Genomic DNA, 11560 nt, shown 5'->3' with positions numbered 1-11560 from the left:
TTTTGCCATCCATGGCAAACGACCTCCTCTTTGACCTGTCCCCTTTGCCCTCGCTACCTTGGCGAGCTGCCTTGCTGAACCTACCGTCGGTTCTCGGCCACGAACGCCTGTACCTTCGCCAGCTCCGCCGGCAGCACGGTGTAACGCTCCTCGCGCTCCAGCAGGTCGTCCATGTGCGGCGGCAGCGGCACGCCGGGGAAGCCGGCCTTGACCACCGCCTCGGCGAACTTCGCCGGGTGGGCCGTGGCCAGGGTGATCATCGGTGTGGCGGCATCGGCCCGGACACGCTCGGCGGCACGATAGCCGGTGGCGGTGTGCGGGTCGAGCAACTCCTTGGTGCGATGGTGCGCCTCGCGGATCACCTCGAGGATAGTGGCATCGTCGACGCTGTGGCTGGCGAACAGCGCCCGCAGCCGCGTGAGCGGCGCCTCGGCCAGCGCCGTGGGCTCCTGCTGGAAGCGCTCGAGCAGCGCTGCCACGGCTTCGCCGTCGCGCTCGTAGGCCTCGAACAGCAGGCGCTCGAAGTTGGACGACACCACGATGTCCATCGAAGGCGCCAGGGTCGCCTTGAGCTCCTGCTTGGAGAAATCATTGTCGGAAATCGTGCGGTGCAGGATGTCGTTGGCGTTGGTGGCAATGATGAACTGCCTGACCGGCAACCCCATGCGGTAGGCCATGTAGCCGGCAAAGACGTTGCCGAAGTTGGCCGAGGGCACGCAGAAGCTGACCTGACGGTGCGGCGCTCCCAGCGCCACGCCGGCGGCCACGTAGTAGACGATCTGGGCCATGATGCGCGCCCAGTTGATCGAATTCACCGCCACCAGGCGCGTGCCGTTCAGAAAGCTCTGATCGGCGAAGCTCGCCTTGACCATGGCCTGGGCGTCGTCGAAGTTGCCCTCGATGGCAATGTTGAAGACGTTGTCGGCCAGCACCGAGGTCATCTGCCGACGCTGTACCTCGGAAACCCGGTTATGCGGATGCAGGATGAAGATATCGAGGTTGTCGCAGTGGCGGCAGCCCTCGATCGCCGCCGAGCCGGTGTCGCCCGAGGTGGCGCCCATGATTACGGCGCGTTCGCCGCGCTTGGCCAGGAAGTGGTCGAGAATGCGACCGAGCAGTTGCAGGGCCACGTCCTTGAACGCCAGGGTGGGGCCGTGGAACAGCTCGAGCAGGAAATGGTTGGCGTCGAGTTGGTTGAGCGGCACCACGGCGTCGTGGCTGAAGGTGGCGTAGGCGTCGCGCACGATGCCACGAAACGTCTCATCGTCGATCTCGCCATTGACGAACGGCTTCATCACGCGAAAGGCGATCTCGGCATAGGAGAGCCCGGCCATCGCCTCGAGCTCTTCGCGCGCGAGCTGCGGAATCGCTTCCGGTACATAGAGCCCGCCGTCGCTGGCCATGCCGGTCAGCACGACCTCTTCGAAAGAGAGCGCAGGCGCCTGCCCGCGGGTACTGATGTAGCGCATGACTTACTCCTGCTCGTCCAGCGACTCGACACGAATGCGTGTAACCGGTCCGGCGATATCGGCCATCGATTCGATATGGCGGATCGCCTCGTTCATCTGTTTCTCACGGCAGCGATGGGTCAGCAGGATGATCGGTACCAGTTCGCCTTCGGTGGCCTCCTTCTGCACCAGTGCCTCGATGGAGATGCCCTGCTCGGAGAGAATCGTCGCCACTCGTGCCAGCACCCCGGGACGATCTACCGCCAGCAACCTCAGGTAGCAAGCGGTGATAATGTCCTCCATGGGCAGGATCGGCAGGTTGCCCTCGTTCTCGTCGATGCCGCTGAAGGCCAGGTAAGGCACGCGATAGTGGTGATCGGTAGTGATGTCACGGGCCACATCGAGCAGGTCGGCGACCACCGCCGAGGCGGTAGGTTCGGAACCCGCACCGGCACCGTAGTAGAGCGTCGGCCCCACGGCGTCGCCCATGATGGCGATGGCGTTCTTGACCCCATGGACGTTGGCCAGCAGGCGCTCCTTGGGAATCAGGGTCGGATGCACGCGCAGCTCGAAGCCGGCATCGGTGCGCTTGGAAATCCCCAGGTGCTTGATCACGTAGCCCAGGTTGTCGGCCTGCTCGACATCCTCGGCCGTCACCCGGGAAATGCCTTCGGTATAGGCCTTCTCGAACTGCAGCGGTACACCGTAGGCAATCGAGGCCAGGATGGTCAGCTTGTGGGCGGCGTCAATGCCCTCGACGTCGAAGGTGGGATCGGCCTCGGCGTAGCCCAGCGCCTGGGCTTCGGCGAGCACGTCCTCGAAGGCGCGACCCTCGCTGCGCATATGAGTGAGGATATAGTTGCCGGTGCCGTTGATGATGCCGGCCAACCACTCGATACGGTTGGCGCCAAGCCCTTCACGCAGCGACTTGATCACCGGGATGCCGCCGGCCACGGCAGCCTCGAAAGCGACGATGACGCCCTGCTCGTGAGCCGCCTTGAAGATCTCGTTGCCGTGCACCGCGATCAGGGCCTTGTTGGCGGTGACCACGTGCTTGCCGTTGGCGATGGCGGTGAGTACCAGCTCGCGAGCCACGTCATAGCCGCCGACCAGCTCGACCAGCACGTCGACATCGGGGTTACGGGCCACCTCGAAGATATCGTTGGTGGTCTTGATACCGGTGAGGTCGCACTCCGGGTTGGTGCTGCGCAGCGCCACCTGCTCGATGACGATCGGGCGGCCGGCACGCCGCGCAATCTCGTCGGCGTTGCGCGTCAGCACGTTGAAGGTACCGCCGCCGACAGTACCCAGACCACAGATTCCCACTCTCACCGGTTTCAATGTCCTGCTCCCCAGATTGTGTCAATGTCCAGCGTTCAAATGCATTCGGCAGCTCTTGGTCTGCCGTCGCTTATCACTCTGCCAGGCCGAGCATGTCGACAAGGCGCTCGGCGGGCACGTAGCCCGGCACAAGTTGCCCATCGGGCAGTATGATCGCCGGCGTACCCTGGACGCCCACGGCCATGCCCAGATGATACTGTTCCTCGACCGGATTGTCGCAGTCGGCGCTACCCGAAATCGTTTCCTGTCGCTTACCCGCGTTCATCGCCTCGCTACGGTTGTCGGCACACCAGACCTGCTCGAGGGTGCGAGCCCCCTGCGAGTTCATGCCGGCGCGTGGGAAGGCCAGATAGTGCACCTCGATGCCCATCTCGTTGAGCGCCGGCACCTCCTCGTGAAACTGGCGGCAATAGGGGCAGGTGGTATCGGTGAACACGACGAGCTGGGCGCGGCTGTCGCCGGTGCCGCGAAACACGACCCGCTCGCTCTCGGGTACCTGGGCGAGCTTCTCGGCGCGCTCCACGTTGCGCGACTGCTCGGTCAGGTTGGTCAATCCTCCTTCGCCATTCTCGTAGAGGTCGCCGACCAGAAAATAGTTACCTTCGGCATCGCTGTAGAACGCCTCGCCGGTTTCCAGACGAACCTGATAAAAGCCCTCCAGCGGCGTTTCGTGCACGCTGGCCACGGGCATCGGCTGGCCGTTGACCTTCAGCCGCTCGGCCAAGCGCTCGGCGCCATCGGCCAAGGCGGCGGCGGGTAACAGTAAGGCGGCAAGAGGCACGGCCAGGGCGAACAGGGAGCCGGCAAGACGATGGGATAACGCAATCATGATTCAGCCTCGAGGATGATGGTCGGCGTGCAGGGCTTCGAGTCGTGCCTGCGCAACGTGGGTATAGATCTGCGTGGTCGACAGGTCGCTGTGTCCGAGCAGCAGCTGTACGACACGCAAATTGGCCCCATGATTCAACAGATGCGTGGCGAATGCATGCCGCAGGGTATGCGGCGACAGCGGCCGTGTGATACCAGCCGTGCGTGCGTGCGTCTTGATCCGATGCCAGAAGGTCTGGCGCGTCATGCAATTGTCGCCACGCCCGGGAAACAGCGCCGGCCGCGTCACATCGCTCATCAACCCACCACGCGCGCTGCGCATATAGCGTGTCAGCCAGTGTACGGCCTCTTCCCCCAGCGGGACCAGTCGGTCCTTGTCACCCTTGCCGCGCACCCGCACCACGCCTTGGCGCAGATTGACTGCATCCACGCTGAGTCCCACCAGTTCCGACACACGCAGGCCACAGCCGTAGAGAACTTCGAGCATGGCGCGGTCGCGCATCCCGATATCGGTGGCGAGGTCAGGCGCGGCCAGCAGGCGCTCTACCTCGTCCTCCTCGAGAGTATCCGGTAGATTGGGCCGCACCCGCGGCAGGCGCACCTCGGCCAGCGGATCGTGCGCGATGCGCCCCTCGGCCAGCGCCCAGCGATAGAAGCCGCGCAAGCTGGAGAGCAATCGGGCATTGCTGCGCAGCTGATAGCCGGCGGCGCGACGCTCCTCGAGCCAGACCGGCAACAGGCCGCCATCCGGCGCAATCAGGGCGCCGCCCACCTCTGCCAGGCGGGCGGCCCAGGCCTCCAGGTCACGGCGATAGGCCGCCAGGGTATGCTCGCTCGCCCCGCGCTCGAGCCATAGGGTATCGAGGAAGGTCTCGATCAGGGCCAGGGATTGAGTGTCGCGCGTCATGTCATCGCCCGATATGACGAAGCCCCGCCCCGCGTGAGCGGTGGCGGGGCTTCCAAGCTGCGCAACGAATCGGACAACACAACGATTCGCCGGGCAGAGTGTCTTACGACAGCTTTTCCTTGATGCGGGCGGACTTGCCGCTGCGCTCACGGAGGTAGTACAGCTTGGCCTGGCGCACGTCACCGCGACGCTTGACTTCGATGGAGTCGACCAGCGGGCTGTAGGTCTGGAAGGTACGCTCGACGCCGACACCGTGGGAGATCTTGCGTACGGTGAAGGCGGAGTTCAGGCCGCGGTTGCGCTTGCCGATCACCACGCCTTCGAAGGCCTGGAGACGCTCACGGTTGCCTTCCTTGACCTTGACCTGAACGACGACGGTGTCGCCCGGGGCGAAATCCGGCACCTGCTTGCTCATCTGCTCGGTTTCGAGCGCCTGGATCACCTTGTTCTTGCTGCTCATGACGTAAACTCCTCAATGTTCGGCACCGCCGCTCATACGAGTACTCATTACAAGTACAGGGCGGTGCGTGATCCCGGCGCTCGAGCCTGGCTCGAGAGCGCGGGAGATGATGGGTGACGCAAGTCCGCGAGCTCAATGCGAGCCAGCGTCCTGCACCTCCGCCTTGCCGGCGTATTCTTCGATGAACTCCTCGAGCAACTTTCGCTGCTCGGTGCTCAATGCCCTGCCTTCGAGCAGGTCGGGGCGCCTGAGCCAGGTCCGTCCCAGCGACTGCTTGAGCCGCCAGCGCCGAATCTCGCCGTGATGGCCGCTGAGCAGCACATCCGGCACCCGCCGCCCGTCGATCTCCTCGGGGCGTGTATAGTGCGGGCAATCCAGCAGCCCCTCGTTGAAGGAGTCCTCGACCGCGGAATCCTGATGGCCCAGCACGCCGGGAACCAGTCTTGCCGCGGCGTCGATCAGCACCATGGCCGGCAGCTCGCCGCCGCTGAGCACGTAATCGCCGATCGACCACTCTTCATCGATGTCGCCTTCCACGATGCGCTCATCGATACCTTCGTAGCGTCCGGCCACCACCACCAGGGGGGGACCGGAAGCCAGTTCACGCACGCCTTGCTGATCGAGCCTGCGCCCTTGGGGCGAGAGGTAGACCACGCGCGGACGCTGTCCCGTCACCTCGCTCGCCCTGTCGCGTGCAGCGTGGATGGCCGCTCGCAGGGTGTCGACCTTCATCAGCATGCCGGGACCGCCGCCGTAGGGCCGGTCGTCCACGGTGCGGTGGCGATCGTTGGCGTAGTCGCGCGGGTTCCAGAACTCCAGCGCCACCCGCCCCTGGCTAACGGCCCGTCCCGTGACGCCGTGCCGGGTGACGGCCTCGAACATCTCGGGAAAAAGCGACACGACGCCGACCCACATATCCGGCAAGCCGCTCAGCCCGGCATCCGCCTCGATAGTCAAAAGTCAGGGTCCCAGTCGACGGTCATGCTGCCGCCCGCCAGATCCACCGCGACGATCACCTCATCGGGCAAGAAGGGCAGCAAGCGCTCTCGATCGTCGAGGGCCGGCGGCGTCCCTTGCGGGTCACCCTTGACCACCAGGACGTCGTTGGCACCAGTCTCGAACAGATAAGCGACGCGGCCCAGCACCACACCTTCTCGGGTCACGACCGTGAGCCCTTCCAGTTGGTGCCAGTAAAACTCGTTGCCACCAAGCTCGGGAAGATCGGCCTTGGGCAGCAGGATCTCGGCACCGGCCATCTGCTCGGCCGACTCGCGCGAGTCGACGCCTTCCAGCAGGACCACCAGACCCTTGCCTTGTCGCCGCCCCTGCAGCAGCCGATGACGCTTCAGGGCATCGCCCTGCCTCAACACCCACTGCGAGTACTCGAGGATGCCGTCCATCGGACTGGTGTGGGAGTAGACCTTGAGCCATCCCTTGACGCCGTAGGGGCTGGTCAGCTTGCCCAGCACCACATGCTCGTCGCGTTCGCTGCGTTCGGCCTGCTCGCTCATGTTCTCACCGGGGCATTACAGGCTCAGGCCTGCTTGCGGGCTTCCTTGACCAGCTCGGCCACACGGTCGGACATCTGTGCACCCTGGCCCTGCCAGTGAGCGATGCGATCCAGGTCGACGCGCAGGCGCTCTTCCTGTCCGCGGGCGATCGGATTGAAGAAGCCCAGACGCTCGATGAAACGGCCGTCGCGGGAGTTGCGTGAATCGGTCACGGTCAGGTGGTAGAAGGGACGCTTCTTGGCGCCACCACGTGCCAGACGAATGGTAACCATGGCGTTAACTGTCCTTCGGTTGAGGTTACGTTTACTACCGATATGCGCCGGGCCGGCTGCTGGCCGGTTTCTCGGCATTTGCCAGGAAAGCGGGTCCGTGGACCCGCCTTCGCGTCATTCGGTCACTTTCTTTACAAGCGCTTCTTTAGAAGCGTGCAGCCGGGCAGAGCCACGGTCCTGCCATGAAGACGCAGCATTCTACGGAAATCAGCCCGGCTTTGAAACCCTTTTATCGAGCCCGGCCGTCAGCGCCACGGGAAACCACCGGGGCCGCCCATCCCACCAGGGCCACCAGGGCCACCGCCACCCATCATGCCGGACATGCCGCGCATCATCTTTTGCATGCCGCCCTTCTTGCCCGCCTTCTTCATCATTTTCTGCATCTGCTTGTGCTGCTTGAGCAGTCGGTTGAGATCGGGCACCTGCAGGCCGGCACCGGTGGCGATGCGACGCTTGCGCGAGCCATTGATGATCTCGGGTTTGCGCCGCTCTTGAGGCGTCATCGAGTTGATCAGCGCCTCGAGCTTGCCCAGCTCCTTCTCGGGACCCGGGCCCTGAGCCATCTCGGCCATCTGCCCCATCCCCGGCAGCTTTCCGAGCAGGCCGCCCATACCACCCATCTTCTTGAGCTGCTGGAGCTGGTCGCGGAAGTCCTCGAGGTCGAAGCCTTCGCCCTTCTTGACCTTCTTGGCCAGTTGCTCGGCTTTCTTCTTGTCGACCGTGCGCTCGGCCTCCTCGATCAGCGACAGCACGTCGCCCATACCGAGGATGCGCGAGGCCACCCGATCCGGGTGGAAGGGCTCGAGCGCATCGACCTTCTCGCCCACACCCATGAATTTGATCGGCTTGCCGGTGATGTGGCGCACCGAGAGCGCCGCACCGCCGCGAGCATCGCCGTCGGCCTTGGTCAGGATCACACCGGTCAGCGGCAGCGCCTCATGGAACGCCTTGGCCGTGTTGGCGGCGTCCTGGCCGGTCATGGCGTCGACCACGAACAGCGTTTCCTGCGGTTGACAGGCCCGATGCAGTTCGGCGATCTCGGCCATCATGGCTTCGTCGATCGCCAGGCGACCGGCGGTGTCGACGATCACCACATCGTGAAACTGTATCTTGGCGTGCTTGATCGCCGCCTCGGCGATGGCAACCGGCTTCTGGTCGGAGCGCGACGGGAAAAAGTCGACGCCGACTTCGCTGGCCAGCGTCTCGAGCTGATCGATGGCCGCCGGACGGTAGACATCGGCGGATACCACCAGCACCTTCTTCTTTTCACGCTCCCTGAGGTAGCGCGCCAGCTTGGCCACCGAGGTGGTCTTACCCGCCCCCTGCAGACCGGCCATCAGCACCACCGAGGGCGCCCCCTTGAGCGACAGCCCCTCGTTGGCCTCGCCCATGATCGCCTCGAGCTCCTGCTGGACGATCTTGACGAACTGCTGACCCGGCGAGAGGCTCTTCGACACCTCCTGGCCCACGGCGCGTTCGCGCACCCGCTCGATGAAGGCCTTGACCACCGGCAGCGCGACATCGGCCTCGAGCAGTGCACGACGCACCTCGCGCAGGGTGTCCTTGATGTTGTCCTCGGTCAGGCGCGCCTGGCCTTTGATGGACTTGAGCGTCTGGGAAAGCCGCTCGCTGAGGTTCTGGAACATAAGCCACTCCGGCTGTCAGGCTGTCGGCTCGGCGTCTCGAGAGCATCTGTGGCGAAGCGTCACGCTTGCCGCAAATCGCGCTTCGCCCGGCGATGGAACAGCCAAGATAATGCGGTTGAAGAATCTGGGCGGCATTATACGCCCTGCAGCGGCCAGTCTCCATGCATCCGGCCGCGCGTCACGGCTGTGCGCCGCAGCGAGGATTGGGTATAGTGGCCTCGGCAGATTCCATCCACCATGAGATGTACAGACGCCGGCAGCGGCGTACGGGCGACAATCGATGCAGGCGCTTCCTCTGGCCATCATGGCTCTCATCCTTTACCTGGGCGCAGCTTCCTGGCAGGGACTCACGCTGCTTCGGCGCGTGCCGCAGCGTCCTGCCCTGGTTCGAGTCCTGGGTCTGCTGGGCCTGTTGTTTCATCTTCCCGTGGCTTTCAATCTGATCGGCCAGAGCCCTGGCCTGATGCCCGGCCTTTCGACCAGTGCGGTGCTGCTGACCGCGATCATGGTCATCCTACTGCTCAGCGTCAGCCTGGCCAAGCCGGTACTCAGCGTAGCCGTGGCCCTGTTTCCGGTGTCCGGCCTGGCATTGCTGCTGGCAGTAGGCCTGCCGAGTCCGGAGCGCACCGATGGCATGACGCCGGGCATCGCCTTGCACGCCATGAGTTCAGCGCTGGCCTTCGGCATACTGTTCATCGCCGCCTGCCAGGCGGTTCTGCTGGGGTTGCAGAATCAGGCCTTACGTCATCACCATACCCGCGGCGTGGTACAGGTGCTGCCCCCGCTGACCACCATGGAGCGGGTGCTGTTCGAACTGATCTGGGCCGGCATGGCGCTGCTCACCTTGTCGATCTTCAGCGGCTTTCTGTTCGTCGAGAGCATGTTCGCCCAACACTTGGCTCACAAGACGATCCTATCCCTGGCAGCCTGGGTGATCTTCGCCATCCTGCTGATCAGCCATCACGTGCTTGGCTGGCGAGGCATGCGTGCCGTACGCTGGACCTTGGGCGGCTGCGCGGTGCTGCTGCTGGCTTATTTCGGCAGTAAATTAGTGCTGGAAGTCATCCTCAACCGCACTTGAATCGGAAGTCGCCTTGACACTGCCGAACCTAATCCCTACAAACGGGGCTGACACGCCAGTGAGGATCCTTCGACCTTGAGCGACGACTTCCCTTTGGGATTGCTGTTCGGCCTGCTTTTCCTACTCGTCTGTCTTTCCGCTTTCTTTTCGAGCTCCGAGACCGGCATGATGTCGATCAACCGCTACCGGCTGAATCACGAGGCCAATAGCGGTGACAGTCGGGCTCGCCGGGTCCTGAGGCTGCTGGCACGCCCGGACCGGCTCATCGGCGTGATCCTGATCGGCAATAACCTGGTCAACAATTTGGCGGCCGCCATCGCCACCGTGCTCGCCATCCATTTCTTCGGCGATGTCACCGGACCGGCAGTCGCTCCGCTGATCCTGACCATCGTTATCCTCATCTTCGCCGAGGTCAGCCCCAAGACTTACGCCGCGATCAAGCCCGAGCGCGTCGCCTACCCCTCCTCGCTGATACTCGAACCGCTGCTCAAGCTGCTTTACCCCCTGGTATGGCTGGTCAACGCCGTCTCCAACGGCCTGCTGCGTCTGCTCGGGGTCAAGAGCATCGAAGGCGGCGCCGACAGCCTGACCCGCGACGAGCTGCGCACCGTGGTGCACGAGGCGGGCACGCTGATTCCACGCCGCCACCAGGCGATGCTGCTGTCGATTCTCGACCTGGAGAACGTCACGGTCAACGACATCATGGTGCCGCGTCACGAGGTGGTGGGGATCGACCTCGACGATGAGCTGGAAGCCATTCTGGTCCAGATTCGCACCAGCCAACATACCCGCCTGCCGGTGTTCAAGGGAGACATCAACAACATCATCGGCATGCTGCATCTACGCAACGCGGCGCGCTTCCTGTCGCGAGACGAGGTGACCAAGGCTTCGATCGTGCAGGAGGCGCGCGAGCCCTACTTCATTCCCGAGTCGACGCCGCTGCACACCCAACTGCTCAACTTCCAGAAGCAGAAGCGACGCATCGGCATCGTGGTGGACGAGTATGGTGACGTAGAGGGGCTGGTCACGCTGGAGGACATCCTCGAGGAAATCGTCGGCGAGTTCACCACCGACGTGGCCGGCCAGGACCAGGAGATCCATCGCCAGGAAGACGGCAGCCACGTGATCGACGGCACTGCCAACATTCGCGACATCAACCGGGCCTTGGGATGGAAACTGACCACCGACGGACCCAAGACATTGAACGGCCTGATACTGGAACACCTGGAAGCCTTCCCCGACGGACCCGCCTGCCTGCAGATAGGCAATGTCCGCATGGAAATTCTCGAGGTCCGCGACAACCTGATCACCTCGGCGCGCTGCTGGCAGGTGGTGCGCAGCGGTCGCCAGCGCCAGCAGTGATCAACGTCGCCGTGGCGAGGAAGGCGTCTCGAGCGGGCAGGCCCAGCCATCGGCCTCGGCCTTGAGTGCTCGCACTCGCGCTTCCAGCAGATCACGACGCGCCAGCCTTGAAGGAATCGGCTTCCCGAAATAGAGCGCCACCCTGGCGCGAAAGCGCCGCGGCCACTTGGACAATGCCGGACCATCGCGATGCGAGGTCCATGAGCCCCACAGACCGGACAGCCCGGCCGGGATCACTGGCACCGGGTCGCGTGCCAGGATAGTCTCGAGCCCGCGGCGAAAGGCCTGCACCTCGCCATCCGGTGTCAGTCGCCCCTCGGGAAAGAGCATTACCACTTCGCCGCTACGCAGCGCCCGGCTGACCTCTTCCAGCGCGCGGCGCACGCTGCCGGGATCGCGCCGGTCGGACTCCACCGGAATCGCCCCGACCAGGCGAAACAGCCAGTTGAGCCAGGGCGACTCGTAGATCGGCCGATCCATCAGAAAGCGCAGCGGACGTGGACTAGCCCCTCCCATGACCAGCGCATCCATAAAGCTGACATGGTTGCACACCACCACCGCAGCCCCGGTGGCCGGAATGAAGTCACGTCCACGCAGGCGCAGCCGATAACAACAATGGATCAGCAGGAAGATGAGGAAACGGATGAGCGGTCTCGGCGCACGAGCCGCACGCCAGCTCCCCAGCAGCAACAGGGAGCCGAGCA

12 protein-coding genes are annotated in these 11560 nt (G+C 64.1%); 2 read left to right on the top strand and 10 right to left on the bottom strand.

Annotated features, from left to right (window positions below; genetic code table 11):
* Nucleotides 1-80: 80 nt before the first annotated feature.
* The 9 genes from thrC to ffh all read right to left on the bottom strand — a co-directional run bounded on the left by thrC (nucleotide 81) and on the right by ffh (nucleotide 8413).
* A complete protein-coding gene (thrC, locus tag HBJ55_RS21690; protein ID WP_167120204.1) occupies nucleotides 81-1469 on the bottom strand; it encodes a threonine synthase in 1389 nt (462 codons plus the stop codon).
* 3 nt (nucleotides 1470-1472) lie between these two features.
* Nucleotides 1473-2789 carry a homoserine dehydrogenase gene (locus HBJ55_RS21685; RefSeq protein ID WP_167120201.1) on the bottom strand — a complete coding sequence of 439 codons (1317 nt, stop codon included), beginning with the start codon at nucleotides 2787-2789 and terminating at the stop codon, nucleotides 1473-1475.
* 73 nt (nucleotides 2790-2862) lie between these two features.
* Nucleotides 2863-3618 carry a DsbC family protein gene (locus HBJ55_RS21680; protein WP_167120199.1) on the bottom strand — a complete coding sequence of 252 codons (756 nt, stop codon included), beginning with the start codon at nucleotides 3616-3618 and terminating at the stop codon, nucleotides 2863-2865.
* Nucleotides 3619-3621: 3 nt separating this feature from the next.
* A complete protein-coding gene (gene xerD / locus HBJ55_RS21675; RefSeq protein ID WP_422674228.1) occupies nucleotides 3622-4524 on the bottom strand; it encodes a site-specific tyrosine recombinase XerD in 903 nt (300 codons plus the stop codon).
* Between the two features lie 103 nt (nucleotides 4525-4627).
* On the bottom strand, nucleotides 4628-4984 hold the full coding sequence (gene rplS, locus HBJ55_RS21670; RefSeq protein WP_167120196.1) for a 50S ribosomal protein L19: 357 nt from the start codon (nucleotides 4982-4984) through the stop codon (nucleotides 4628-4630).
* 132 nt (nucleotides 4985-5116) lie between these two features.
* Nucleotides 5117-5899 carry a tRNA (guanosine(37)-N1)-methyltransferase TrmD gene (trmD, locus tag HBJ55_RS21665; RefSeq protein WP_167120210.1) on the bottom strand — a complete coding sequence of 261 codons (783 nt, stop codon included), beginning with the start codon at nucleotides 5897-5899 and terminating at the stop codon, nucleotides 5117-5119.
* A 38-nt stretch (nucleotides 5900-5937) separates the two neighbouring features.
* Entirely contained in the window at nucleotides 5938-6495 is a 558-nt protein-coding gene (rimM, locus tag HBJ55_RS21660; RefSeq protein ID WP_167120193.1) for a ribosome maturation factor RimM, read from the bottom strand.
* A gap of 23 nt (nucleotides 6496-6518) precedes the next feature.
* The gene (gene rpsP / locus HBJ55_RS21655) at nucleotides 6519-6767 is read right to left on the bottom strand and encodes a 30S ribosomal protein S16 (protein WP_167120190.1); all 249 of its coding nucleotides are present in this window, start codon (nucleotides 6765-6767) and stop codon (nucleotides 6519-6521) included.
* A 245-nt stretch (nucleotides 6768-7012) separates the two neighbouring features.
* Nucleotides 7013-8413: a signal recognition particle protein gene (ffh, locus tag HBJ55_RS21650; protein WP_167120188.1), complete on the bottom strand. Its 1401-nt coding sequence runs from the start codon at nucleotides 8411-8413 to the stop codon at nucleotides 7013-7015.
* A 280-nt stretch (nucleotides 8414-8693) separates the two neighbouring features.
* Here ffh and HBJ55_RS21645 point away from each other — a divergent pair, with 280 nt between their 5' ends.
* The gene (locus HBJ55_RS21645; RefSeq protein WP_167120185.1) at nucleotides 8694-9494 is read left to right on the top strand and encodes a cytochrome C assembly family protein; all 801 of its coding nucleotides are present in this window, start codon (nucleotides 8694-8696) and stop codon (nucleotides 9492-9494) included.
* 75 nt (nucleotides 9495-9569) lie between these two features.
* A complete protein-coding gene (locus tag HBJ55_RS21640; protein ID WP_167120182.1) occupies nucleotides 9570-10856 on the top strand; it encodes an HlyC/CorC family transporter in 1287 nt (428 codons plus the stop codon).
* On the opposite strand, the gene HBJ55_RS21635 is transcribed toward HBJ55_RS21640, so the two are convergent.
* A complete protein-coding gene (locus tag HBJ55_RS21635) occupies nucleotides 10857-11546 on the bottom strand; it encodes a 1-acyl-sn-glycerol-3-phosphate acyltransferase (protein WP_167120207.1) in 690 nt (229 codons plus the stop codon).
* Nucleotides 11547-11560 lie beyond the last annotated feature (14 nt).

Source organism: Billgrantia bachuensis, assembly GCF_011742165.1.
Taxonomy (GTDB): domain Bacteria; phylum Pseudomonadota; class Gammaproteobacteria; order Pseudomonadales; family Halomonadaceae; genus Halomonas; species Halomonas bachuensis.
The sequence above is the reverse complement of the archived record's forward strand: the minus strand, read 5'-3'. Positions and strand labels throughout refer to the sequence as shown.

Bases quoted from the DNA above. Each gene is read 5' to 3' on its own strand.
- thrC (WP_167120204.1), bottom strand. From the start codon at position 1,469: ATGCGCTACATCAGTACCCGCGGGCAGGCGCCTGCGCTCTCTTTCGAA.
- HBJ55_RS21680 (WP_167120199.1), bottom strand. From the start codon at position 3,618: ATGATTGCGTTATCCCATCGTCTTGCCGGCTCCCTGTTCGCCCTGGCC.
- xerD (WP_422674228.1), bottom strand. From the start codon at position 4,524: ATGACGCGCGACACTCAATCCCTGGCCCTGATCGAGACCTTCCTCGAT.
- rplS (WP_167120196.1), bottom strand. From the start codon at position 4,984: ATGAGCAGCAAGAACAAGGTGATCCAGGCGCTCGAAACCGAGCAGATG.
- trmD (WP_167120210.1), bottom strand. From the start codon at position 5,899: ATGTGGGTCGGCGTCGTGTCGCTTTTTCCCGAGATGTTCGAGGCCGTC.
- rimM (WP_167120193.1), bottom strand. From the start codon at position 6,495: ATGAGCGAGCAGGCCGAACGCAGCGAACGCGACGAGCATGTGGTGCTG.
- rpsP (WP_167120190.1), bottom strand. From the start codon at position 6,767: ATGGTTACCATTCGTCTGGCACGTGGTGGCGCCAAGAAGCGTCCCTTC.
- ffh (WP_167120188.1), bottom strand. From the start codon at position 8,413: ATGTTCCAGAACCTCAGCGAGCGGCTTTCCCAGACGCTCAAGTCCATC.
- HBJ55_RS21645 (WP_167120185.1), top strand. From the start codon at position 8,694: ATGCAGGCGCTTCCTCTGGCCATCATGGCTCTCATCCTTTACCTGGGC.